Genomic DNA, 25,731 nt, shown 5'->3' on the forward strand with positions numbered 1-25,731 from the left:
ACAACTAACAAAAAGAACAAAATGAAAAAGCTAATAGTATTGACACTATTGTGTCTATCAGGAAGTGCCTTGATGGCACAGACTCAGAATCAAGATATAAATATGTCTAACTATAAAATACTCTTTCCAGCTGGAGGAGTAGGAGGTAGACCTAATGAGATAAGCTCTAGAAAATTGTCAAATACTCAGGGAGAATGGAAATTTCAAGCCCCATACAGTAGTATCTATATCAATGCTGGAATAAATGAAAATAACCCAAGAAACATCTATTTTAATGTAGGATCAAAGAACAGAGTGTATATCAGTAAACATGGAATGCACTTTAATGTAGGAGGGGTAGGAGGTAGTACTAACCTGATCAAATCATATAAGCGAGATGAAAATCATGGAGATTGGTTATTCGATGCACCTTTTAGTGATATTATATTAAATGCAGGTAAAAGTCAGAGTAATACTAGAGCAGTCTACTTTAAAATTGGAAATGAAAAGCAGGTCAAGATTGATAAAAATGGATTGACTGCCAAAGAGATAAAAGTAACACTTAGTGGTTGGTCAGACTTCGTATTTGAAGAAGACTATGAACTACGTGAACTAAATGAAGTGGAATCATATATCTCTGAAAAGGGTCATTTACCTGATATTCCAAGTGCTGCAGAGGTAGAAGCGGATGGCATTTCTCTGGGAGAGATGGATGCTAAACTCCTCCAAAAAATCGAAGAACTGACTCTCTACTTGATCGAACAAAATAAAACGATCAAGGAACTGCAAGAAGAGGTTCAAGAGCTTAAGAGTAAGTAATTAACCCTGATTAAGCGTTTTAAACAAACATTTTGATTTATTGACTCCCTCGTATTTGAACGAGGGAGTTTTTTTATAAAATCATTTTATCAATAAAGGAATCCTCTCCCTTTTTATATCTAAATACAAAACCACGAATGGCCTACTTACCTTACAATTAGAATCTTAAGGACAAAGCACGAAAGCTTCGAAACGATTCTACACTTTCTGAAGTTCTACTGTGGGGATACCTTCGTGCTGGTAATATGTTCGGACATAAATTCAACCGACAGAAACCTATTCTGAACTACATTGTTGATTTTTACTGCAAATCTCTCAATCTGGTCATAGAAATTGATGGAGCTTCTCACGCTCATGAAGAAATGGCTACCTATGATCAAAAGCGTCAACAAGAACTAGAGGCTATTGGATTAAAAGTAATTCGCTTCGATGATCTTGAAGTCAAAAATGACATGTCTAATGTGCTAAGGGTCATTGAAAATTATATTGAGGAATATGAGGATGATTGATTTGTCTTTTACTCATTTTCAATCCCCCTAGCCCCCTTTCCAATGCTATTAAGCTAAGGATAGAATATTGCTTTGAATCAAAAGGTCCGAGTGCTTATGTTTTTGAAACCTGTGTGAGGCTAAAGGTTAAGTATAGGCATTCATATCCATCAGATTTTAGATGTAGCGGTTATTGGGGCAATATGAGTAGTCTTTTCTAGGCTTACTTATTGAATTGGGATATTCTGTTGCGTCGGTTAAGGTTTCTTGTGTCTCTGGCAAATTGCCGATTGGGTTTTACTGCGATTAGAGAATTGGTTATTTTGGATATAAGGTCATCAACGAGTTTTTTAGGGTTGTTCTGAAACAGAAGCTTGATAACATTTGCTCTGAGGAATCTATAGGCATTTTTCCAATTGAACTTGTAGTTTATTTTTCGTTTGGAGATTTTCTTCTTTATGCCCTTTTGGCAAGCTATTCCTAGCAAGGATATCATATTGATATGAAAAATATGAGCGTAGAACTCCTGATACACACCTTCTGTTTTCTTACATCCAAAATGTTCTATTTTCATTTTGGGTTTTAAGTTCTTGAACCCTTCTTCGACTCCCCACCTAAGGTGATAGAGTTCTTTTAAATCATCTTTAGTATAAGTTCTCTGGTCATGGAGACTTGTTATGAGTAATTCCATTTCTGTTGAGCTAAGCCTGATTTTGGTTACTCGTACCAGTATGGGATCTGAGTCTAAGCCATTTTTTCGACAGTTTTCTTTTTCTTTTGGACTTGGTATCCAGTTTGTCACATAGTCTGATCGCTCGTCTTCCATCGCTCTTTTGGCGAAGTTTGAGTTGTCCACCCCCAGTCTAATACAATATTGAAAAGACCTCTTTGTTAATTCTTTGATCATGCAAAAGTTACCAAATCCTCTATCCAGAATAATCATTTCATCACCTTCACTTTGCTCAGGTAGGCATTGCTCTAGCAGTGTTTTCTCTCCTTGCTTCATCACCGACAACTTACTCTCTACCACATAATCGTTGAGTACATCATAGAGAAAGAATATTCGAGCCAAGTATCTGTTTATACCCAAGTTATTGGTAGCATGGATACCAAATTTCTCTGATATATCATCGGATGCTGGCAGGTTAAGCGTACTGCCATCTCCTGCGAGCAAGAGGTAACCCTTCCAAAGCTTCTTATCTAAGCACTGATAAGAGTTTTTTAATAGGGTAAGCAAATCATTAAAAAACAAACTCTTAACCTTATATCTGGCCTGAGAAAAGGCACTACCTGTAACATGTTGAGCGCAAAGAGAAGGTAAGACAACATGTAGATTATATTCAACTGATTCCTTGAACAGATGAAGAATACTTCCGACAACCGCTTGAAAGGACAATTTAGATGTTCTGGAAAAGTCTTTGGGTGATTGCTTGTATTTGAGCTCTGTCTCAGGGTTACTGATAAAATCAAAGAGTTTTTTTTGAAGAACCGCCAAAGTTCTCCGTCTTTTGATTTTCGTTGTTTACTTTCATTATTACGTATTTTTATTACCTCTAATTTACTTAGAGGTGGCCGACTAAGGGAATACTTAGTCGGCTTTTTATTCCTTAGCTTAATAGCATTGGTCAAGGGGGCAGGGGGGATTAAAAAGAGTGAAATCACCTAAATAGATGACACAAAAAAAGCACGCTATTACAAGCGTGCCTTCATTTAACCAAATTAATATATAGTCTTTATGCCTCCAAACTCTCTTCCTCTTCTACCGAAGGAGTACCGGCGGGAGTTCTATAAAACTCACGCTTTTCGGGTTGGGCAAAGTAGGTGAACTCAGCTGCGGCGTTGAACTCTCTAAGAATATCATAGATCTCATTGAGTCTACCGATACGCTCGGCTGTGCTTACGGTTCTGTTACCTTTGACTACTTCCTGCTGTACCTCTGCGTTCTTCATTTTGTCAGCCTGAGCGATGACTTCATTGAGAAAAGCTTCAGTAGCACCAGCAGCTGTCAATTCTGTCATATACTGCTTCACAGTTTCAGACAGCTCATAGAAGAAGCCGATTAAAGAGGTTTGGTTTCTAGATACTTTGGTAAATCTACCGATTCCAAACTGTCTTTGAATGGCTTTGCTTCTAGGGTAGGTTTTCAGTACCCAATATCGAAGTTGATTGTACAGTTTTCGGGCATTGCTCATTTCAGACAATAAAGTCTCGGTTTTCTGTCCGATTTCAGATTTGTTGGCCTCATCGCCTCCATCCCTCAGTGCTACTTCAATCTTGGCAGCTAGATCACTTCTTTTATCTTCATTAAGGTCAGCGTCCATAGATGTGAAGTCAGGCAAATCAGAATTGAGGTGCTCCAGTACGGTATAGCCATATTGAACCAGCTCATCATCGGAAAGGTTATAATTACGTCTCATAGATATAAATTTGTATTGAAAAATTATTTAACTGGCCTGAAAGTAGTCGGTAACGGTTTTAATGACAAGAAAAGATGTTGATTTAACGTTTTTTAAGAATTAGTACGTCATATCGAATGCATAGAAATATCAATAGGCTCAAAGAACATAGCCATGTGATCTTTGGATGACCATATACTGAAAGCTTCCTTATAATTACCTCCCGAATTTTTGTACTTCGATAAGTCTTCTCTTTTTAGCCCTTCTTTCATTATCGACACTTTTTGTGTCAACTATTTCAGGAGCCTCATGGTTGATCACATGTAATGTCTGGTTGATGAATTGTAACGTCTGGTTGATCACATGTAATGTCTGGTTGATCACATGTAATGCTTGGTTGATGAGATGTAACGTCTGGTTGGTCACATGTAATGCTTGGTTGATGAGATGTAACGTCTGGTTGATCACATGTAATGCTTGGTTGATGAGATGTAACGTCTGGTTGGTCACATGTAATGTCTGGTTGATGAGATGTAACGTCTGGTTGATCACATGTAATGCTTGGTTGATGAAATGTAACGTCTGGTTGATCACATGTAACCCTTGGTTGATGAAATGTTGTCTAAGAATCTATAAAATTCATCCTTGCATGGGTAATGTAGCAATCTGTCCTGATAAAATATGGGTTCTATGAACAGATTGCTACGTTTGATGGGAATATTTGAAGTACATCATGAATAACAGCTATTGAAAAGCACAGAGCTAGACTTCTATGTGCTTTTCAAGCGAACGCTAAGATGATGTACCTAGATTCTTTCGATGCTATATGGCATGATAACCATGATTTCGTGACAATGTAAGTCATCAACACGAGGCCTGTTACTTCACACTTATTTTGACAGAAGCAGTCTTCAAACCGTTTCCTTTTACCTTGATTTCTGCATCTCCTTTTAAGTCTTCAGCTCTTATGACCATCAGTGCTCGTCCTTTGTCTGTGACTACTGATGAGGCACTGTAAGTTTGTGTGCTTCTGTAGTGTCCATTGTCTACTCCTAGATTGCTAAGTCCTTTCGGTAGTTCAAATTCAATCCTTTTATTAGAATGTCTCACAGCATTGCCATTAGCATCTAATAGCTGGATGATAAGGTGAGCTACTTCACCATCTTTCAAACTAGACTTATCGATAGTCGCTTGAATACCAGCTGGAGTACCTGAGGAGGTAATTTGATAAGAGACCTTTTGTCCATCTTTCATACCTACAGCAGAGATAGTACCTTCTTGGAAGGGTACATACCATTTGTAGGTTCTATCTGGGAATTGGTCTAGTGTCTTTTTGCCAAGAGACTTTCCATTGAGGAAAAGTTCTACTTCAGGGCAATTAGAGATGATTTCTACATAAACTTCCTCGTCCTGAGAGTAGTTCCAGTGTTCGTTTCGGGCATTTCGATACCAATATCTTTTGTCCCATGCTTCAGGTCTTTTGTCTTTGACTAGCCCTACCTGCTTTTCGAGGTAGTAGATACTGTCTTTGTGTTGAGTAGAGATGTTGAGGTACGGTTCGTCCGACCAAAGCGATCGATACATGTGGTACCCTTGCTTAGGGAATCCAGCCTGATCCATCAGCCCAACAGGGCTGGACTTGGAAGGCCATCTACCGTTTACTTCACCCATGTGATCGAACCCAGTCCATAGGAATGTCCCCGATACGAAGTCTCTTTCCATGATGGCTTTCCATTCATGCCACTGAGGTAGGTTTTCAGTACCCATGATGACTTTGTTGGGGTAGAGTTTGTGTGCATAGTCATACATGACCCTGCGGTAACTAAACCCTACGATATCTAGCGCATCGGCGTAGCCATTTTCCAAACTGACAGAAGGAAGGATACAATTAGCAATGATAGGTCTGGTGGTGTCATAGGTTTTCGTCCAGTCTTCCAAATTCTTAGCTACATCTCTGACTTTGATTTCGTTCACAGAGTGCTTGGCATACTCAGCTCTAATTCGCTCTCGGCTAAATGGAGTAGGAGACCAAAAGTAAGCCCCCGTCCAGTCTATGTTGTCAAAGAATCCACTGGCGGGTCTGTTACTAGGGAATGTCCATTCGATCTCGTTGCCAATACTCCATTGGAAGATACTTGGGTGATTTCGGTGAGCCAATACGGTATGCTTGAGATCCGTTTCGGCAAGTTCGTTGAAGTAGTCTCCGTAGCCACGTGACTCGTAGTCATCATGACGGTCCCATTTGTTTTGACGCTTGTCTTTTGGGTATTGCCATTCATCAAAGAATTCGTCTTGTACGAGAAATCCCATTTCATCACACAGGTCTAGGAGTTCGTCCGAAGAAGGATTGTGAGCCATACGGATAGCATTACAGCCCATTTCTTTGAGTAGTTCTAATCTTCGTCGCCATACTTCCTTAGGTACTGCTGCGCCTACTGCTCCACCATCGTGGTGGATACAAACGCCCTTGATTTTCATGTTTTCGTCATTGAGGAAGAATCCTTTATTGACATCAAATCTGATGGATCGGATACCAAATCTGGTATTTTCAATGTGCTTGACTATGCCTTTTTCTTTGATCGTCACCCGAGCCGTGTAGAGATTCGGCTCATCAACTCCCCACAGTTTGGGATTGGTCAATGATAGCTGATGGCCGAAAGAACTGGTTCCTGACTTAGCCTTCAGCTTCTCACTAGCACTTTGGACGATCTTGTTGGAGCTGTCAATGATCTTGTATTCTACCTCTAGGTTACGCGTCTTCTTGTTGTCGTTTGAAATTTGGTAGTCAATATTGATAGCCGCTTTGTCTTTGGATACAGAAGGTGTAGTCACAAACGTTGCCCAGATTGGGATACTCAAATCACTCTGTACGATCAGTTTTACATCTCTATATATTCCTGATCCAGTGTACCATCGAGAGTCTGCGATACGCGTGCGGTCTACCTTCACGACCAATTGATTATTGTTCTTAAGGTAAGGAGTGATGTTAAAGAAGTGCGGAGTATATCCATAGACATGGTTTCCAATTTTCTGTCCGTTGAGCCAATACTCGGAGTGATTATATACTCCATCAAAGTATAGATATACCTTCTGATCGGCTTTGGTATCCAATTCAAACTCTTTCGTGTACCAGCCTATACCTCCGGGTAGGTATCCGGTGCACCCTTCACCACCTGCGGAGTCAAATGGTAGCGATACACTCCAGTCATGCGGGACATTGAGCTTTTCCCAGTTTGGGTTTTGATAGTCCAATTCTGAAAACTCTTTGTACTCATCGAGTATGAAATTCCAGTCTTTATTGAAATTGATGATTTCGTTTTGACAATAGCCTAAATGCACGACTAAAAGAGAGGCGATTAGTAGAGGGGATATCTTTTTGAATTGTATCATACGATCGTGTTCTAGAAAATGAGTCAATAGGATAAAAGTATGGAAAATGTTTCCAATTCGTCACTGTGAAGAGAGCCTGCTATATATTCAATAACGTATTGCTATACTCTGAAATATGGTTGCGCAGTTCCTCTTCACGATGGCGCTGATGTTTTTATGATTCAGGTTATTATTTAAGCAAAGTCTTTTCCCAGTAGGCAAGTAACTCTTCGTCGCTTACATCACCAGGAAGACCGATTCGTTTCATCTTCTTTTTGAAGTAACTCAATGAAGCATCTTGCCCTTTTTTCGTAGTCGCTGGATTTTCCAATACCATGTTTTGATCAAAGACTTTTACATTCTCTACCAGTAGAGATTTGAGTTCGCTGAGTTGTTCGGCATACTCTTCATTTTCTACGAGGTTGTTATGTTCCATAGGGTCGTTTTGTAGATCATAGAGTTCAAACTCTGGTCTACTATCAGCCATGAATAGGTTGTATGGAGCTTCTAGTTTGCCTTGTTTGTCTAGTACTCGGTATAGCGTGAATGCAGGGTATTCAGCACGCTTATAGCTTGACAACTGCATCCAAGGTCTGTCAGGGTATAGGTTCCAAAGAAGCTTGTAGCGACCGTCTGTGATACTTCTGATGCCATCAGCTGCGTCACCTGCTCTTTGGCGAAAGCCATAGACGTAATCTCTTTTTTCCTGATTGTCACCGATGAATACTTTACCGTGGAGGTCATAAGGCGCTTTAAACCCAGCTATATCCATAGTAGTAGCCATGACGTCCACCAGACTTACCAGACGTTCGTCTACTTTACCTGCTGGCAGGTTTTTAGGATATCTGACGATTAGTGGAATCTGAAGTCCTCCTTCGTACAAAAACTGTTTGTCTCTCAGGTGTGGGCGACCATGATCTCCGAAGAAGAATACGACAGTATTGTCTGCCAAGCCCTCGTCTTCAAGTCTTTTCATGACCCATCCTACGATATCATCACATCGCTGTACTGACTCTAGGTATAGTGCCCAGTCAGCTCTCAATAGTGGGTGATCTGGGTAGCATTTTGGCAATACCACATCGTCAGGGTTGACAGGGTTGTTTTCATCTTTATTAAAGGTACGGTGTGGGTACTTGATTTGTACTTGCGCGAAAAATGGTTGTCCTTCGGCGCGCTCGCTCCAGTCTTTGCCATCGTACTTGATATCTGGGATGAAATTATAGTCTCTTTTACCACCCTTCTTGAGGTAGTCTTTGCCGCTACCGTTGGCGATGAAATACCCTGCTTCTTTGAAGTATTCGGTGATAGGCTTGATGCCATCCGGCAAATTCGTCATGTCAATCGTACGGTGATCTTGACAGTTGATGGTAGTAGGGTACATTCCAGTGATCAATGATGATCGACTCGTTGAGCACACAGGTGCATTGGAGTAGGCGTTGTTGTATTGAACACCCTGCGCCGCCAATTGATCGATATTTGGAGTTTGTACTGCTGGGTGACCATAGCAAGATAGTTCACGTCCAAGGTCATCTGAATTGATCCAGACAATGTTCAGTGGTTCTTGAGGTTCTTGTGACTTTTTTGGTTTTTCTGCGCAGCTGATCACCGTTAAGGCAATTAGGATGATCGATGCGGTATTTCTTAGAAGGGTTTTCATTTTTTATCGTTTTTGTAGTTGAGGAGGACAACCGACTTAAAATATCTAGTGTATTTGAAATGCCGATCATCCCCCTTGCCCCATTCAAAGGGGGAATTCTTTAGGGTCATTGCGCTTTGCTCATGACGGACGGTCTATTATTATTCAGAATAATCCATATAAATGGTTCTTTTCTGCATGTGATCCTCGATACCGTAGATACCGTCTTCACCTCCTACACCTGAGGTCTTGTGACCTGAGTGGTACCCTTGGATGTATCCCACGATGTGCTTGTTGATGAATATCGTACCGACTTGTAGTTCGTTGATCGCTTTGAAGTGTGTCTTGTAATTGTTGGTGTACAAATAGGCCGACAATCCTTCTTCGCGCTTGTTGGTGAGCTGAAGTGCTTCTTCAAATCCAGAGACCTTCATGATTGGCATTACTGGTGCAAACAGTTCTGACTGGACCGTAGGGTCACCATCTTTGACATTGGCTAATACAGTTGGGGCATACCAGTTGCCATTTTCGAACATAGCGCCATCTGGACGTCCGCCTCCGAGTACTACTTCTGCTCCAGCGGTCACATTGTCGTCAACGAGTTTAGCGACTCTATCCAAACCAGCTGTACTTACATTAGGTCCCATATTGATGCTTTCATCCATTGGGTCTCCGACGGTAACTTGCTGTGCTCGTTTGATCAGTTTTTCAGTAAACTCATCAGCGATTTTTTCATGCACCATGACCATTTCATTGCAGATACATACTTGTCCACAGTTGGCATATCTGGATATGACAGCTGCTTCTACGGCTTTGTCGACATCAGCATCATCCAGTACAATGAATGGCGCTTTGCCACCTAGCTCTAGGATCATACCTGTGATGTTATTAGCGGCAGCTCGGTACATAGCTCGTCCGGCATTGGTACTACCTGTGAGACTGATCAATTTGGTAATAGGGCTTTCTACCAGTTTGGCAGCAGTCGCCACATCTTTGGTCGCTACCATATTGACTACGCCTTTTGGTAATCCAGCTTCGTCTACTAGTCTACAAAACTCCGAGGCTGTAGTAGGAGTCAATTCGTGAGGTTTGATAATCACCGTATTTCCTGTAGCCAATCCGGGTCCTAGCTTTCGTCCAATAAGTGCAAGGGGATAGTTGAATGCGCAAAGAGCAACCATCACGCCATAGGGTACTTTGTGAATTGCTAGGTGTTCATCTGCAAGGTCTGAAGGAAATATGGAGCCTTGAATTCTTCTAGCCGCTTCTGCGGAATAGGTCATGTAGCGAATGGTGTCGTCTACTTCGAATCTTGCTTCTACCAGAGTCTTCCCTTGTTCTTGGACTAGCAGTTTGGCAAAGTGTTCTTTTTCGGCTTTTAACCGATCGGCAATAGCATAGATGTAATTGGCACGGGTCTGTGCTGGTAGTAGCTGCCATGTCAACTGGGCTTTTTCAGAGGTCTCTAGAGCGTATTGTACATCATCGGCATTACATGCCGTCACAGTAGCATACATCTCATTGTTGGCTGGGTTTTCTACTTCGATTTTTTCTCTGGTGTTGGAGTCTAACCATTCACCGTTGATATAACATGGGTAGTGTGTCATCTAGTTAATAGTCTGTAGTCAATAGTCCATATTTTATTGTAGAATCATGAACCAGACTGGTTATACATTATTGATCACGGTTGTCTGTTGACGGTAGACCGTGGACTTATTTAAAATTCGGTTTGCGTTTCTCTACAAAGGCTTGAAACCCTTCTTTAGCATCATAGGTGTCGTACAATGCATCGACGGATTTAGTCTCATACTCCAGCGATTCCTCGAGTGTCATTCCCTTGTGTCGCTGTATATATTGCTTAATGGCTGACATCGCTTCTCTAGCTCCAGCCGCTAATTCGCTTACATATTCTTTTACTTTACTTTCGAACTCTTCAACAGTATAAAGTTGGTTGAATAGCCCAAAGTCAAATGCCTGTTTGGCCGAGATGTTGCTGCCGGTAAGTAGCAGCTCCATCGCTCTACTGGCTCCTAGTAAATCTATCATACGAGGTGTACCTCCATTACCGGGCATCAAGCCAAGTTTGACTTCTGGTAGACCTACTAGATATTGACCGTCTGCTGCTAGTCGGATATCACAAGCCATAGCTAGTTCCAGTCCTCCTCCTAGGATATGTCCTTTGATGGCTGCGATGACTATCTTTTGACTATCTGATATTGCTGCAGTCACTTCTCTGGCTGCCACTACCATTTCTCTATTTTCTTCTTGCGTATTGGATGCGAATATTTTGATATCCGCCCCTGCACAGAAGAACTTGTCTGAGGTACTTTCGATCAGAATCACTTTGATAGCTTCATCTGCATTGATTTCTCGAATGGTGGAGGAAATCAATTGCAGATATTCTTTGAAGTAGCTGTTTGCCGGACCTCTATTGAGGCTGATCGTGGCTATTGCTCCGGATTTATTTATTAATAATTCTTTTTCCATCGTTTTTTCGTCATAAGCAGCGAAGCGTGGCAATCTGCTTTGTTATGGCAGATTGCCACCTCATTCTTCCTTGTGATGATTTCTTTTTTATCACAAAAACTCCTTTTCTATCACGTCATTATGCTCACCAAGCTTCGGCGTACCAATAGCTGATGTCAATAGTTCGTCATTGATTCTGATCGGACAGCGAGTAGTATCATACTTATATCCGTCAGACATATTTACTTCTTGAATCATGTCCAATACCTTGAAGGCTTCTTGATCTAGTAGTCTATCCCAGTTCATTACATCTGCACACCAGATGTCTGCAGGTTCTAAAATATCTAACCAATGCTGTGTGTGCTGAGTCTTTAGATGACCGCTAAGAATGTCCTTGATTTCATCACGTTCGTCATACCAACTTTCGAATGATTCAAACCTTAATAATTCGTCACAACTCATCAATTCTCCTAAAACCGGAATACTTCCCATAGCAAGGGCCATATAGCCATCCTTGGTTGGGTAAATCCCATAAGGAGCTCCTAAATAGGGGTGGGCATTGCTGGTTTTAGTACGCTCTGTAGGTTCGCCACCATCCATGTGATAAGTAGTTACTGATTCAAACTGGAGCTCCATGATAGATTCTAGCATGCTTACTTCTATCAAACCTCCTTCTCCTGTATTACCTTTTCTGACAAGACAGGATAATATGCCTTGGGCTAGATGTATACCTGCGAGCATATCGACTATGGCGATTCCCATAGGTACTGGACCAGCACCATTATTTCCGCTCAAGTATGTCAATCCAGAGATGGCTTGTACTACTAAGTCTTGTCCAGCTTTATCCTTCCAAGGGCCATCCTTGCCGTAGCCTGAGATTTCTCCGTACACTACGGCAGGGTTTAGCCTTGCTACTGTTTCGTAATCTATCCCTAGACGATCTACGACGCCTGGTCTAAAGTTGTGCATGACCACATCGGCCTTTTTGATGAGTTCATACACCTTACTGCGTTGAGCCTCGTCTTTGAGGTCTACTTGATAGCTTTGTTTGTTTCTATTGATCGCATGGAAAATCGAAGACTCTCCATTCATCTCTACATGAGATATGTATAGCTCTCGACAAATATCTCCTGTATTGGGTTGTTCAATCTTAATGACACGTGCTCCTAAGTCTGCTAACCTTAAGCTGGCCGATGGACCAGATAAAAACTGACTAAAGTCTAGTACTAAGATTCCTTCTAATGGCTTAGTCATATCAATTCAGATTAAATTCTTTTTCTATTGCTTCGTTATCTTCTCCAGTTTTTGGAGCTGATTTTCTGGAGAAAATTCTACTACCGTCTATTCTAATTGGGCAGCGAGTGGTTTTTACTTTGTCTCCATCGCTTGTTTCTACTTCTTGATCCATTTTGAGTACTTGATATCCTTCATGGTTCAAAATTTGATCATAGTTGTAGACCGGTCCACACCAGATTTGCTTTGTTTCCAACTTAGAGATCCATTCTTCAGTGGTTTTGGAAGTAAATGTTTCTTGCAGCCACTCCATGATGGCATCACGACTGCCAAACCAACTTTCTACCGATTGAAATGCTACTGGTAGACTAACTTCCATAGCATCTGCCAATTCGCTAAGGGGTTTCATGGCTATAGCTACATGACTATCTGCTGTTTCATATATGCCATATGGAGCTCCTAAGAAGGCTTGTGCATTCCCTTTTGCTGCTCGATTGCTCATCTTCTTGCCGTTATTGACATAGGCTGTCAATGATTCAAACTGCATGTCCATGGTGCTTTCTAGCAAGCTTACTGATACCCTTGAGCCTTCACCTGTTTTTTGCTTTTTGATAAGTGCAGCTAAGATTCCTTGCACCAAGTGACCACCGGTGAACATATCTGAGGCTGCTAGTCCCATTGGGGTAGGGTTGTCATCTTTGTTTCCTGTAAGGTAACAGATGCCTGATAGCGACTGAATCAAAAGGTCCTGTCCGGGTTTTTTTGCCCATGGACCTTTATCTCCATATCCTAGAACGTCTCCATATATGATCCCAGAGTTGATTTGCTTGACTGTTTCATAGTCTAGCCCTATTTTTTCCATCACACCGGGACGGAAGTTATGGGTCATGACATCAGCCTGTTTGATCATTTCTTTGATCTTAGCTAAGTCATTGGGGTCTTTCAAGTTCGCACTATAGGACCTTTTGTTTCGATTGATGGTATGAAATACTAAGCTATCTGGGCCTATAAATAGGTTTTTGATAGCTATTTTTCTACCAGCCTCTCCACTTCCAGGGCGTTCTATCTTGATGACATTAGCACCTAGATCGGCCATCTTGAGCCCTGCTGAGGGACCTGCCATGAACTGAGCAAATTCAAGGACGGTGATTCCTTCTAGTGGAAGCTTTTTACTCATCGTCTAAAGATTTGATGTACAATTCGTTCAGTTTGTCAAGGACTGTTTTTGGATTACCACCATTCATCATATATTCTCTGATCGGTGCTCCAGAATTATCTTGAAAGAACATATGTCCATGATATCTTGGTCTCAAGAAAGACCTGTCTAGAGCAGGTAATGTATCCTTGAAGTAATCCTTGGTCATGAAGTTAGTGTATGTATCTGTCCATGCTTTTCTGTGCCCTGGCTGACCACCATTGTCAAAGAAAAGTGTGCGCTGAGTCAATGGATCTGCTGTGAACTCTACGTATTTAGCAGCTATTTCTGCATGCTTACATTCTGAGGAGATTGCTAATCCAGTACCTCCTAGCGTACTGATAAGACCTTGTCCATTTAGCTCTACCATGTCATGGAATTTTAAGAATTTGCGTGCATAGCCTTCTCTTGAGTAGTTAGTATAACCATAAGCGAACGGCGAATAGGCGTATTTATCACCTAGGGTCATCGCTTCGTAGACTTTGATCGGGTTAAAATCATAGGATTCGCGGTCAATGTGCTGTCCCAAATCGCGCAATAGATCCAAACCTTTTAGTCCTGTCTCTTCTGAGATAAAGTGGTCTTTAGTAGAGGCAACTTCTTCACCTAGATTACAACATACCATGTAGAAGCTCATCAGTGTATCTTGTGGAATACCTGGGATCGCTACTTTTCCTTGTTTAGCAAGTTCCACTAACTCATCCCAATTTTTAGGAGGCTCTTCTAGCAAATCTGGTCTACTTGCTGCTACTGGAGTAGCTGCATCTATGGCTAGTGCCCACTGGTGATCATTGTATGAATAGCTTTCATGTGATCTGCCGACAGTATTTTCAGCTTGATCTTTAATGAACGCTTCAGGAAGGTATTTATCTAGAGGAAGTATCACTCCCGTTCTGGCAGCAAACCCTGCCCAAGGGTGATCGATGATCAATAAATCGTAACGTTTGGCTAGTTCGTTGATAGGTTCATCAGCGAAGGCTTGTAATGACCTTTTTTCCCAAGTTATTTCTATGTTGGGGTTTAGTTCATGAAACCTTTGAGCAGTAGCCACGGCAGAGGTGAAGCCTCTGCTATGATCCCATGTTATTCCTTTTAAATGTATATTCTCAGTACTCATTTTGTTTTTTCTTAACCGACGTCGAGGTTTTTAGTCACTTCGTCATTTTCATGCTTTAAGTACAAATGTTGCTTGTACAGAGCGTGAAATAGTATTTTATCAATAGACTCGTTATAGACTCGCTTATTTCTTAGCGTTTCTGATCTCTTCGTTCTCTTTGAGCTTGCGTTCCTTTTGCTCTTTATTCAGTCCGTACTTGAAGTACTCTTCTGGAGCTCTGAGGAAATTATGATGTTTGAAGTCTGGATAGTCGTGATCTAAACTCAAGTCACAATCAAAGCGATAGAGTTCAGAGTGCCATCTTTTGTTTTTGCCTTTGAAGTTGATGAAGTGACCAATCCCCCATGTGAAACCACGACCATCTCCATTGTCAAGAAAGGCATCAGGTATATAGCCATTTGGACCTGTAGGCATCATCTCTGTGATCGCCATGACTTTGAAGTTGACCCAGTCTTCTGCATATTGGATCGTGAAGTGTTCACTACCATCACGAATAGATAGTGCGGCGACACCAGTTTTCCATGGGAAGAAGCAGATCTCGTGTCCTGAGTTTTGAACTGGATTAAGCGGATGCTTTTCAAATGGTCCTAACGGATCATCCGAAATGGCTAATCCAATACCACTCCATACTGTCTGAGGACGGTTGAAAGCTGCCTTGTAGTAGACATAAATTTTACCATCATGGACAAGTGGAGTAGGTGCCTGTATGGCAAATTGATCCCACTCACCTTTAGCTCCAGTTGGTATCACGACATCGTTGACGTGTGTCCATGGACCATCTGGGGAGTCCGAGTAAGCCACTCCTACAGGACAGTAATCTCCACGAACTCCACTTGGTTCTGTGAATGCTTGATAATAGATGTAGTATTTGTCTTTGAATTTCAGGATATCTGGTGTAGCCACTGCACGCCATCCTGGAGTTGGGTATTCAGGACGGGTTACTGCGACGCCTTGCTCATCCCAGTGGAAACCATCTTCACTGGTTGCATACCATACTTCTGCTAAGTCCCAGTCAGTGGTAGGGATGGTGTCATTCCAAGTACCATCGGTATTCATGACGGTATAGTCTTCAGAGAATCTACCTACTGGTGGAATTGGTGTTTCTCTCTTGGTGTACCATACATAGTACTTTCCATTTTCGAATAGCACTTTCGAAGGGTCACGACGTGTGACAGTAGCATCTCCATCGTTGTAGTCTAGGCCTGTTAGCTTAGTATATCTGAACTGGGTATATAGTTCGTTTTTAGCATTGACATAGGAAGGGTATTGGTTAAAGCTTCTGTCCAATGCTGAACTCAATTGATAGTCGGGTGAATACTCAGTTACCTGATATGGGAAAGCTTTTGTACCTGGCTTGGGAGTTTTTATTGGAATAATTAATGAATAAGAATCATCGCTTCCTTCAGGTAGTATGGCAATGATCAATGCTTTTGGAAGCCCTTCTTCCATATAGAACTTTGGCATGTCAGCGGTTCGCTTCGTTTTAGTTACAGTACCATCAGTCCATTTGATTTGACCTGCTTCTATGACTACGAAGTTTTTAGCTGGTTTCCAACCGAATCCCATATCGTCACCTTCAAACAGTAGGGTAGAACCTTTTGGGTGATCACCCCAGGCTCCTCTAGAGTCTTTGGCTAAGCAGTAGTAGTTTCCGTTGAAGATCCATTCGATGTGATCGTCTATCGCGAAAGATGCTGTCTCGTGCGTAATGAATGGAATCTCTGTATCTACAAAAGGTCCTTGTGGAAAACGAGAAACGGCTGTGACATGTACTACTTTCCCATGCTTGAATTTAGGGTTTGGCTCGACATACTTATAGGCCATTAAGTACTTGCCATCATTTCTACGAGTCACGGTAGGAGTAGAAGTCATCATTCTGTCTCCTGTCACATCGATCAATGGCTTATCGCTTCTAGTCCATTCTCCATTAAGATCGTCAGCTACCGCTAGGCCGATACGTTGATTATTTCGGTTTACCCACCACTCAGCATCTTTAGTCGATGGTTTGCGGTTTTTCTTGGTTTTATCCCAATATCCGCTGCCTTTGTTGCCCATGTAGTACAGGTAGTATTTTCCTTTTTCGAAGATCACATGAGGATTGTGGGTACAATCTCCGTCCCAATATTGTTTGCCTCGGGCTGGTAGTACTACATTTTTAAATTCGTAGGGTCCTGTCAAGTTATCAGATACTGCATGTGCAATCTCTGAGTGTGTAACCCATCCTAGGTGCCCACGACTTTTGGGCCAACGGGAATAGATAGCGTGGTATTTTCCGTCTTTGCCTTTGAGAATGTTTGTTCCCCAGACATTGTATTTTTTTTCTTGTATGATGTTCGCTTTGTCGAATTTCTCTGGGAGTAATTCCGCAAAGTTGAAGTCTGTCTGAGCAACGCCTATCAGGCTTGTCAGCAGTATCAGTGTTGTAAATAAGATGTGTTTCATTTTGCTACTTTTTTGTTTGTTGGAATGCTTACATCCCTCTTGCCCTCTTTAAAGGGAATTGGTCGCCATCGTGAGAAGAGAGCTGTGATCTGTTTTTAGAGTGGTTTGCTCCTCAATACAGAACGCTTTGTTGTTCCTTCTCTCGATGACGGGTTTGGTTACTTCTTCTCTTTCTTTTTATATCTGCCTTCTGGGTGATAATTCAATGTTTCCATGCTTTGAGCGAAGTATACATCTGGGTGATGCCAGTCGCCTGTTTTCTTGAAAGATGAGTTTTCATAATCAAGGCTCAAATCGCAATCAAATCTTCCCATTATTGAGTGAAGTGTGGTAGGGGTACCAGCATTCACGAAATGGCATAGTCCCCAAGTGAAACCTCTGTTACCTCCTTCTTTTTCGAATAGGTTTGGAATGAAAGGAGCTGCTGCAGTAGGGGGGAGTGAAACATTTGCTGCTGGAACGAAGTTGACACCGTCTTTTGAGAACTGAATAGACTCTCTTTCATTTCCATCTTTGATCGCTAAGGTTGCTATTCCATCTTTAAATGGCCAATAAGTAGTCTCATGTCCTGAGTTCATTACTGGATTAAGCGGATGCTTTTCGAATGGTCCTAGTGGGTTGTCTGCTGTCACCAATCCATGCGCAACGGCATATTTGTCTCTTAAATGAGGCCACTTGTTATAGGCGGCTTTATAATAGATGTGAATCTTGCCGTTGAAAATAATAGGATGTGGATCATGAGTTGCATTTTGATCCCACTCACCTTCTTTGCCGAAAGGAATCACAGCGTCAGCACCATGTGTCCATGGACCATCGGGCGAGTCAGCATATGAAACTGATACAGGGCAAAGGTCTCCTCTTAAGCCACTTGGTTCGTCAAATGCTTGATAATACAGATAGTATTTTCCTTCCCATACTAGAATATCAGGTGTAGCAACTGATCTCCAACCAGATTTTGGTTTTTCTGGTCTTTCGACTGCTGGACCTATTTCATTCCAAGTGATTCCATCTTCACTGGTTGCATACCAGATATCTGAGAGATCCCAATCGGTAGATGGTATGACATCTGTTGCTTCTTTGGCTCGGGAATATCCTATAGGTGCCACTTCAGTGTTCCTGTAAGTATACCAGATGTAATATTTGCCATTAACAAAAACTGGTCTGGAGGGGTCACGACGAGAAACAGTTCCATCATGGCCATGGTAGTCGAACCCTTTCAACCTTGTGTATTTGAACAATGAATATAGATCATTGTCTTGTACACGTTTTGCTGGGTATTCAAACATACGTTGAGTTGAAGTACTCATAGGAATGTCTGGTGCTGTCTCAGGCATTTTGAATGGAAATGCTTGTGATGAAGTAGGCTCCTTTGGAGTTTCTTGTTTAGCTTCTTTAGTCTTTGTACAACTAAAGGCTAATGCGATACAGGCTGAAAATGCACCTGCTTTGATGAATTGCTTTATCATGGTTATTTCGTTGCTTGTGTTTCTTGTTTTGCTGCTTCTATTCTTTTCTTTTTCAATCCTCCAAGTCCCTGCTTGAAGAATACTTCTGGTCTATGCCATACCCCTGTGCTTTTCATTCTTGGCTCGTGAACATCTAAGCTTAAATCACAATCTACACGGGCAATGATCGAATGCTTTTTATCTCTTGATGTAGCTGCGTTGATGAAGTGACATACACCCCAAGTTACCCCTCTTCCATATTCGGTTCCTGTGAAGGCATCAGGTGTGTAGAATCCAGTGGCTGTAGGAGTAAGCTCTACAGTTGCAGCGATATTGAAATTGACGCCGTCTGCGGCATATTGCATAGTTTGTGCTTCGTTACCATCCTTGATCGCTAGTGCTGCGATGCCTTCTTTAAATGGGAAGTAGGTCGTCTCATGTCCTGAGTTCAGTACCGGATTTAGCGGGTGTTTTTCAAATGGACCAAATGGATCTTCTGCGATGGCCAATCCATGGGCTACCGCATACTTATCACGTTTTTCTGGCCATTTGTTGTAGGCAGCTTTGTAGTATAGGTAGATTTTCCCATTGTATATGATCGGGTGTGGATCTTGAGTTTGGTCTTGATCCCATTCTCCCTTTTTGCCGAACGGTACTACAGGTTTACCAACATGTGTCCAAGGGCCATTTGGTGAATCGGCGTAAGCCATAGAAATTGGACACCAGTCTCCACGCGTACCGCTTGGTTCGTTGAAGGCTTGGAAGTACAGGTAGTATTTGCCTTTCCAGATTAGAATATCAGGAGTAGCTATTGATCTCCATCCTAATGCTGGTTTCTCAGGTCTAGCTACTGCTACCCCTTGTTCTTCCCAAGTGAAGCCGTCTTCACTGGTAGCATACCATAAGTCACACAAATCCCAGTCGGTAGATGGAATTTCGTCAGTTGCTTCATTTGCTCTATTCCAGCCAATTGGAGGAACCTTAGTATGGCGTTTTGTGTACCAAATGTAGTATTTTCCATCAATCAATACTGGTCTTGAAGGGTCACGTCGGGTGATAGTTCCATCGCCTCCATTATAATCGAAGCCTTCTAATTTGGTATACTTAAACTGCGAGAAAAGCTCATTGTCTTGTACACGCGGGGCTGGGTAATCAAACATTCTTTCCGCTGCTGCACTCATAGGAAAGTTTGGCTTCGATTCAGGTAGTTTATGTGGAAATACCTGATTGGTGACTTCTGCTGGAGTCTCTACTTCTTGTTTTGGACTGCATGACCATATCATGGCGATGGTCAATAGAGGAATAATTAGTTTACTAGTCATCATTTGCACATTGTTATTTTAACATTTTTATATAGGTGTAATACACCCCATATTTTTCTTTGCCTTCGATGAAGTCGTTCACGAGCATGGTCTTTCCTTTGGAGAGGTAGACCTCGAAGGTAACGGCTTCATCGGTAGGTGAAATTTCTTTTTCTAGTATCTGGTTGGCGATACTGATACGCACTTTTTGTGGTGAAATAGCCTTGTAATCATAGAGATCCTTTGGGTTCTTTTTCGGGGTTCCCAATATTGGACCTGAACATTCCTTTGGCCATCTTTGACAACTAATGAGATACTTGCCATCCTGTTCGATTTTGAGCGAATGGGTGTTATTGGTGTTTTTCATACCAGCTGAAACTTGCTCAGCTTTCCAGATGCCTTTGTCTTCACCGATGGCATGTTGTATTGTTAGCTTGACTTCTGGCTGGATTGAATTGCCAATAATGTGGTATGGGAATTCATTATACTCTGGATTCTCTTTCGCTTTTTTGACGAATTCCTCATTAGCAGTTATCATTCGATAGGCTAAGTCCCAATTATCTCTTCCAATGTTGTTTTTTTGAAAACGGTCATTATCTACATTGTAGAGTTGATCACCATTAATTAACCTCCAATCATCTACCATTATGCATGTTTGGTCAAAATCCATAGGAGGTCTCCAGTCCTGTCTATGATGGATGAACACCATTCGATCTTCGAGTTTCTTAGCTTTTTTCTGTAAAAGAAGGGAGAAGTCTAGTCCATCGAGTTCCATGTTACTAGGAACTTTTAAATCGCATAGACTTGCTAGAGTCGGTATCAAGTCTACGTGTGCAGTTAGCTCGTTAATATCCTTTCCACCTTTGATCTTTCCGTCTTTCCACCGGATGAAAAATGGTACTCGGTGACCACCTTCAGCTTTACTGCCTTTCTTACCTCGGAAACCATAATTGTATCCAATCTTGCCATCTTTGCTAAGGCCGTTACCAGAGCCATTGTCCGTGGTGAATATCAAGATCGTGTTATCTGCTAAATCATTCTCCTTGAGGTATGCTTCTAGCTTGCCGAAGTTTTCGTCGATGTTGGTGATCATACCGTAGAACTCTGCACTGTATATGTTTTTGCCTACTTCAGGTCTGTAAGGCGCTGCGTACTTTTCTTCTACAATTAGTGGGCTATGTGGTGCATTTGTGGGTAGGTAGATGAAGAACGGCTTATCCTTATTCTGGTCGATGAACTTCATGGCTTCTTGGAACCAAACATCTGTACAATAGCCTTTGAATTGTTTGGGCTGATTGTTGACATAGTACATGTCATCAAAGTAGCTATTTCCCCAATAGTCTGACAGTTCACCAACTCCACCCGCCAAGTGTTGAACAGCAAGATCAAATCCTGAGTCAGTCGGTCTCACGGGATAGTTGTCTCCTAAGTGCCATTTACCAAACATTCCTGTGGTATAGCCATTGTTTTTGAAGATGTCTGCCATAGTAGTAGCTCCTTCGTGCATGGCATCTCGACCTTTGTAAGTTGCCCAGACACCATTGTTGATAGGGTAACGGCCTGTCATGATAGCAGCACGGGATGGAGCACATAATGGACTGACATGGAAGTCTGTCATACGAATGGCTTCTGTATAAAACTCATCGAGATTAGGTGTTTGAATATAAGGATTACCATGACAACCTATATCTCCGATACCTTGGTCATCAGTAAGTATGAGGATGACATTAGGTTTGGAATTTGGTGCTGCAATTAAAATACCTTGCAACGTGATCAGAGTAAGTAGTATTTGTAATCTTACCATTGCTATCATCATTTGTAAAAGTCATTAATAGCCTTAGATAGTCAGGATACATACTGTGCCATCTGGGCTATTAATGTCTTGTTGAGTTTTTGTTTATCTGAATAGTGGTCTGTCAGTTTGAAAAAAGTGATTGATACATTGTCATAGTTTCAGTTTATAGTCATGCGCTCCTGGAGCGAAATTGCTGCGATAGACAGTGGTACCATCAGCTTTTTTACCCCAGCCTACTTCGACTCTATCGTCACCTAATACAATATCCATGAGCTTCTTTTTCATCTTCATGGCGATCTCTTCGTAGTTTTTGTCGAATGCTAAATTTTTAGTCTCTTTTGGATCTTTGGTCATATCGTATAAGGCAGGGTCAAGTTCCTTGTATGAGGCGTTTAGTGCCCATTCCATATTTTCGCCTCTTTTCTTATGAGGACGCGTTTGCATAGAGAAGACATATTCTTTGGTTCTTATATAAGCTCTTGGGCCAGTTACTGCATGACTTTCTCCTATGATGTAGTCGCGCTTTTGGGCTTTGCCCGATGCTATTTGCGCCATGTCCATTCCGTCCAGATATTCATATTGTTTATCCTTCAGGTTGGCTCCTCCGGCTGCCATGAAAGTTGGTGCTATGTCTATAAATTCAGTATAGTCTTGCACTACCTTTCCAGCTGGAAAAGTTTTCTTATCAGATGATACAACTACAATAGGGTTATGGCTATCGATCTCCCATGAAGAAAATTTAGATATAGCGCCGTGATCATTGAGCTTCCATCCATGGTCGCCACATACAAACATGATGATCCAGTCTTGATTGTTCTTTTCACTGTACTCGATAAAAGCTTTGGCTGCTTGACCTACGAGTTCGTCGCCATAGGCGCAAAATGCGTAGTAGTCCTGAATCATTTTTTGCTTTTCTTCATCTGTGAAATGGTCTGACATGCTCTTAATGGCGATTTTTTTCAGTTGTGAAGGCATATTTTCCAATTCCTTTTTATTGAATTCTGGAACTTTATATTTCTTCTTAGCAAACCTTTCTCGGTAGCTAGCAGGGGGTAATACTGGAGTGTGTGGATAGTCAAAACCTATATTACAGAATAGAGGCTTTGAAGTATCTACTCCTTCAAACACCCTTGATCCAGCTGCAAATTTTTTGTTCTCGTTTTTTAGGTAGTCTTCGAAAATGGATGCGTAGTGGCCATCACGCGTTTTACCGGCAGGTTGAGAACTAACTCCTGATAGGATTATCCCATCAATATTATTATTGGGTTTTTGGGGAGTGTAATGACGTAGAAGGTCATATTTCTTCATAGTCTTTTTGGCAGTTCCTTTGTGTTTAGAGTTATTTACTTCGAGTTCTTTATGGACATATTCGAATTCACCCTCTGGGGTCACAAAGAACTTGACTTGTTTCATTGGCTTTTCTAGTTTCTCACCGTCCATTTCATAAAACCAATCTTTACCCCAATCTGTCAATCCGTCTCGACGTAATTGTTTAAAACTGATATTGGTCTGATACATCTCAAATGGTACAGATTTGCCCTGATTATTGATAGTTTTAATTCTCACACCTTGTTTGCCAATGATGATTGTCTGGTATCCGAGATCTGCCATTTGCTCGGGCAAAGTAGGTTTGCAGTGCTCTGCATTGTTATTATAGTACTCGAATTCGTAAACCCCTGATCTGAAAGGGTACCTTCCTAGATGCATCGCAGATCTGGATGGCGCACATCCAGTTGCCTGACAGTAAGTGTTGATGTAGGTTGTTCCTTGACTTACTAGATTATCTACATTTGGAGATTCAACATAACCTAGTTCACTCATTTCTTGTCCAGTAAGGATCTTATTAAATGAACGAACAGCATCATATCGCTCATCATCTGTCAACATCCATAGAATGTTAGGCTGTTGTTTTTGGGCGATAGTGCTTTTACTAGCTAAAAGTATGGTTAATACTGCTAGAATTAGTCTGACCAATTTCATACTCTTCATTATTTAGTTTTTAACGGGTGATAGTGAAACCAATCCACTTCGAATGTGGAATTTGTTATTTGTTCTTCTTGTATTGGTGTTTTTCCTTGTGGCAAGAAAAGGTTTCCTAAATACCAATACAGTGGCTTTCTAGCTTTGTTCGGAACAGTTCGTAGTGATGGCGCAACATCATTTTCTGAGAAGTTGATACGGTGTCCGACTTTTACCCATTCTTCACTGTCAAGGTACCACATTTGTAAGTACTCAGGGTGGTATTCCATTCCCCAAGTTTGCCACTGGTCAAAGCCTGATCTTCCGATTATTTCGCCTTTGTATTTATCCTTTTTTCCATCGATCATGATGGCCTTTTTCCAACCGAATGAAGGTCCTGGTTTTATATTGACCTTTACTTTCTTATTTAAAGAATCTACCCACAGGTAGCACGGTGCATCTGAACTCCAGTCAGTTTTTACTTTTGACCAAGTCGAGAATTCCATGATGTCGATCTCCATCCAGTTGCTATTCTCACCAGTTGTTCCGGGTACATTGTTTCTTCTAGTGTCGTTGAGAGATCCCCATACTGAGGGGTGCCAAGCGTTTCGGGCGTCTGGAACGATACCGGTAGTCTTCCAATTAAATGCGTAAAACCCGTATTGGAAATAATTATTTGAGACGATAGCTCCAGCTTTACGCTTGTTCTTGTGACCATAGCAAATCAGTTTACCGTCTTTTTCTTGGACATACTCTTTGCCTTGCCCTAGACCTGTTTTGGTAGATTCTCTATAGTGCCATTTCTTCGTATCGAAGGAATTGTTTTTTCGTTTTCCGTTGAATTCATCAGAGTATTTACTATCCGGCTTCGATGCATAGATGTTCTTGAGTTCTGGTGGAAATAGCCCTTGTGCTTCTACTTGTGTAGCAAGTAGAAGAGGGAGGATGAGTAGGAGTATTATGCTTTGATTCATGTCTATGTTTCTTTTAAATCTTATTAACCCCCTCTGACTAAAGGGGGAATTCTTTCGAAAAGAAGTGAGGAGCATTAACTGAAATTATTTTGTTGGGATCAACTTCGATTCGTCTTTCAAAATTTGCTTACTTCCTGTTGGTTGATCATTTTCCCATGCCCAATCCATATCAACAGCCTCGATGTGTCTGTAGTATCTAAAGAAGTCAATGTCAAAGGACATGTCTTCACTTGTTCGTTGGTTTTTACCTTCTTGAATCTGGCGATATATATAGCGAGCTACTATGTTGCCAAGAATCCAGAATACAGGTGTTCTTGACTTTTTACCGATGGAGGATTGGGTGTATTTGCTTTCTGGAACTTTGTTATTGTCTTCTACAAAATTCACTACTCTGTCTCCATATTCTTTCCACTGACCATCTTCCCATAGCCATAGTTTAAGATGTTCAGGAGAATATTCTAAACCGATTGTCTGCCATCTATCGTCCGTAATATCCGCGTGGTCTTTCATTTCGGCTTTTTCATGTTTGGCAGGAATGATGTTTCTACGTTTGCCCTTACTATCTAGCATGCGTGCATTGGTATGGCTGCCCCATCCATTAGATCCGTTTTTCCATTCCATGAAGTCTAATTCCAACCAAAAATCAGGAGGGCATGAGGTACGATTTTTACCTTCAACATTGTCTAGTCTTGCTCCCCATATTGATGGATGCCAGACGGTTCTTTTTTTCTTGACTTCTGGAGTATCGACTCCTCGATATCTGAACCTAGTTACATAAAAACCATAATAGCCTGTAGCAGCAGACACGATTCCTGCTGTTCTGTATTCGTCGTCTTTTCTTTCTGCTTTAATCGAGACATATTGAACCCTGCCTTCTTTTTCCATTTGTACCAATGACTTGTCATTGATGTAGGGAGTAGTGGTCTCATTACCAGTATTTCTTCGTGCCCATTTTTTATTATCAAGCTTCTTGGAGTTGAACTCATCAGAAATACTCGCATCTCGGTAATTGACATAATTTTCTTTTGTTCCAGATGGAAGTTGAGAAACTGTTTGTGCCTGTGTGACTATTGGAAGTAGAACTAGTGCTACTGCTTTATATAAGTTTTTCATATCA

The 25,731-nt window shown here is 41.5% G+C and carries 18 protein-coding genes and 1 pseudogene; 2 read left to right on the forward strand and 17 right to left on the reverse strand.

All coding sequences use genetic code 11. The annotated features are described in order from the left end of the window. The first annotated feature begins 21 nt into the window (after positions 1–21). Both DKG80_RS08445 and DKG80_RS08450 read left to right on the forward strand, forming a co-directional pair. Complete coding sequence (locus DKG80_RS08445; RefSeq protein ID WP_109830901.1) at positions 22–798, forward strand: hypothetical protein; 777 nt, start codon at positions 22–24, stop codon at positions 796–798. A 176-nt stretch (positions 799–974) separates the two neighbouring features. Next, positions 975–1,307, forward strand: a pseudogene (locus tag DKG80_RS08450) (endonuclease domain-containing protein); the annotation flags it as partial. Between the two features lie 202 nt (positions 1,308–1,509). On the opposite strand, the gene DKG80_RS08455 reads toward DKG80_RS08450, so the two are convergent. The 17 genes from DKG80_RS08455 to DKG80_RS08530 form a co-directional block, all read right to left on the reverse strand. Continuing rightward, the gene (locus DKG80_RS08455; protein WP_162555767.1) at positions 1,510–2,781 is read right to left on the reverse strand and encodes an IS4 family transposase; all 1,272 of its coding nucleotides are present in this window, start codon (positions 2,779–2,781) and stop codon (positions 1,510–1,512) included. 238 nt (positions 2,782–3,019) lie between these two features. Next, positions 3,020–3,703 (reverse strand): hypothetical protein, encoded by a 684-nt coding sequence (locus DKG80_RS08460; protein ID WP_109830903.1) that lies wholly within the window; start codon positions 3,701–3,703, stop codon positions 3,020–3,022. Positions 3,704–3,898: 195 nt separating this feature from the next. Next, the gene (locus tag DKG80_RS21125; protein WP_162555768.1) at positions 3,899–4,276 is read right to left on the reverse strand and encodes a hypothetical protein; all 378 of its coding nucleotides are present in this window, start codon (positions 4,274–4,276) and stop codon (positions 3,899–3,901) included. Positions 4,277–4,561: 285 nt separating this feature from the next. Further along, positions 4,562–7,072, reverse strand: coding sequence for a sugar-binding domain-containing protein (locus tag DKG80_RS08465; RefSeq protein ID WP_109830904.1), 2,511 nt, complete (start codon positions 7,070–7,072; stop codon positions 4,562–4,564). A gap of 169 nt (positions 7,073–7,241) precedes the next feature. After that, a complete protein-coding gene (locus DKG80_RS08470; protein ID WP_109830905.1) occupies positions 7,242–8,708 on the reverse strand; it encodes a sulfatase family protein in 1,467 nt (488 codons plus the stop codon). A 140-nt stretch (positions 8,709–8,848) separates the two neighbouring features. Next, entirely contained in the window at positions 8,849–10,294 is a 1,446-nt protein-coding gene (locus tag DKG80_RS08475; RefSeq protein WP_109830906.1) for an aldehyde dehydrogenase family protein, read from the reverse strand. 106 nt (positions 10,295–10,400) lie between these two features. After that, positions 10,401–11,174: an enoyl-CoA hydratase/isomerase family protein gene (locus DKG80_RS08480; protein WP_109830907.1), complete on the reverse strand. Its 774-nt coding sequence runs from the start codon at positions 11,172–11,174 to the stop codon at positions 10,401–10,403. Between the two features lie 90 nt (positions 11,175–11,264). Then, positions 11,265–12,407 carry a CaiB/BaiF CoA transferase family protein gene (locus DKG80_RS08485; RefSeq protein ID WP_109830908.1) on the reverse strand — a complete coding sequence of 381 codons (1,143 nt, stop codon included), beginning with the start codon at positions 12,405–12,407 and terminating at the stop codon, positions 11,265–11,267. A gap of 1 nt (position 12,408) precedes the next feature. Beyond that, on the reverse strand, positions 12,409–13,563 hold the full coding sequence (locus tag DKG80_RS08490) for a CaiB/BaiF CoA transferase family protein (protein ID WP_109830909.1): 1,155 nt from the start codon (positions 13,561–13,563) through the stop codon (positions 12,409–12,411). Then, on the reverse strand, positions 13,556–14,698 hold the full coding sequence (locus tag DKG80_RS08495) for an extracellular solute-binding protein (protein WP_109830910.1): 1,143 nt from the start codon (positions 14,696–14,698) through the stop codon (positions 13,556–13,558). Before DKG80_RS08495 ends, DKG80_RS08490 begins: the two co-directional genes overlap by 8 nt. A gap of 123 nt (positions 14,699–14,821) precedes the next feature. Beyond that, complete coding sequence (locus DKG80_RS21295) at positions 14,822–17,140, reverse strand: family 43 glycosylhydrolase (protein ID WP_221409084.1); 2,319 nt, start codon at positions 17,138–17,140, stop codon at positions 14,822–14,824. A gap of 158 nt (positions 17,141–17,298) precedes the next feature. Further along, complete coding sequence (locus DKG80_RS08505) at positions 17,299–18,606, reverse strand: glycoside hydrolase family 117 protein (protein WP_109830911.1); 1,308 nt, start codon at positions 18,604–18,606, stop codon at positions 17,299–17,301. Positions 18,607–18,608: 2 nt separating this feature from the next. After that, complete coding sequence (locus tag DKG80_RS08510) at positions 18,609–19,907, reverse strand: glycoside hydrolase family 117 protein (protein ID WP_245906978.1); 1,299 nt, start codon at positions 19,905–19,907, stop codon at positions 18,609–18,611. Positions 19,908–19,920: 13 nt separating this feature from the next. Beyond that, on the reverse strand, positions 19,921–21,690 hold the full coding sequence (locus DKG80_RS08515; RefSeq protein ID WP_245906979.1) for an arylsulfatase: 1,770 nt from the start codon (positions 21,688–21,690) through the stop codon (positions 19,921–19,923). 141 nt (positions 21,691–21,831) lie between these two features. After that, the gene (locus DKG80_RS08520) at positions 21,832–23,670 is read right to left on the reverse strand and encodes a sulfatase-like hydrolase/transferase (protein ID WP_245906980.1); all 1,839 of its coding nucleotides are present in this window, start codon (positions 23,668–23,670) and stop codon (positions 21,832–21,834) included. After that, positions 23,670–24,614: a LamG domain-containing protein gene (locus DKG80_RS08525; RefSeq protein ID WP_109830913.1), complete on the reverse strand. Its 945-nt coding sequence runs from the start codon at positions 24,612–24,614 to the stop codon at positions 23,670–23,672. The genes DKG80_RS08520 and DKG80_RS08525 overlap by 1 nt, the downstream gene beginning before the upstream one ends. A gap of 84 nt (positions 24,615–24,698) precedes the next feature. Further along, positions 24,699–25,727, reverse strand: a complete 1,029-nt coding sequence (locus DKG80_RS08530) for a LamG domain-containing protein (RefSeq protein ID WP_109830914.1) — start codon at positions 25,725–25,727, stop codon at positions 24,699–24,701. Between the last annotated feature and the right edge of the window lie 4 nt (positions 25,728–25,731).

Source organism: Reichenbachiella versicolor (assembly GCF_003171675.1).
GTDB classification, from domain to species: Bacteria; Bacteroidota; Bacteroidia; order Cytophagales; family Cyclobacteriaceae; genus Reichenbachiella; species Reichenbachiella versicolor.

Coding starts and splice junctions, on each gene's coding strand:
- DKG80_RS08480 (WP_109830907.1), bottom strand. CDS start 11,174: ATGGAAAAAGAATTATTAATAAATAAATCCGGAGCAATAGCCACGATC.
- DKG80_RS08520 (WP_245906980.1), bottom strand. CDS start 23,670: ATGAAGAGTATGAAATTGGTCAGACTAATTCTAGCAGTATTAACCATA.
- DKG80_RS08485 (WP_109830908.1), bottom strand. CDS start 12,407: ATGACTAAGCCATTAGAAGGAATCTTAGTACTAGACTTTAGTCAGTTT.
- DKG80_RS08525 (WP_109830913.1), bottom strand. CDS start 24,614: ATGAATCAAAGCATAATACTCCTACTCATCCTCCCTCTTCTACTTGCT.
- DKG80_RS08530 (WP_109830914.1), bottom strand. CDS start 25,727: ATGAAAAACTTATATAAAGCAGTAGCACTAGTTCTACTTCCAATAGTC.
- DKG80_RS08470 (WP_109830905.1), bottom strand. CDS start 8,708: ATGAAAACCCTTCTAAGAAATACCGCATCGATCATCCTAATTGCCTTA.
- DKG80_RS08515 (WP_245906979.1), bottom strand. CDS start 21,690: ATGGTAAGATTACAAATACTACTTACTCTGATCACGTTGCAAGGTATT.
- DKG80_RS08505 (WP_109830911.1), bottom strand. CDS start 18,606: ATGATAAAGCAATTCATCAAAGCAGGTGCATTTTCAGCCTGTATCGCA.
- DKG80_RS08495 (WP_109830910.1), bottom strand. CDS start 14,698: ATGAGTACTGAGAATATACATTTAAAAGGAATAACATGGGATCATAGC.
- DKG80_RS08490 (WP_109830909.1), bottom strand. CDS start 13,563: ATGAGTAAAAAGCTTCCACTAGAAGGAATCACCGTCCTTGAATTTGCT.
- DKG80_RS08445 (WP_109830901.1), top strand. CDS start 22: ATGAAAAAGCTAATAGTATTGACACTATTGTGTCTATCAGGAAGTGCC.
- DKG80_RS21295 (WP_221409084.1), bottom strand. CDS start 17,140: ATGAAACACATCTTATTTACAACACTGATACTGCTGACAAGCCTGATA.
- DKG80_RS08510 (WP_245906978.1), bottom strand. CDS start 19,907: ATGACTAGTAAACTAATTATTCCTCTATTGACCATCGCCATGATATGG.
- DKG80_RS08475 (WP_109830906.1), bottom strand. CDS start 10,294: ATGACACACTACCCATGTTATATCAACGGTGAATGGTTAGACTCCAAC.
- DKG80_RS08465 (WP_109830904.1), bottom strand. CDS start 7,072: ATGATACAATTCAAAAAGATATCCCCTCTACTAATCGCCTCTCTTTTA.
- DKG80_RS08460 (WP_109830903.1), bottom strand. CDS start 3,703: ATGAGACGTAATTATAACCTTTCCGATGATGAGCTGGTTCAATATGGC.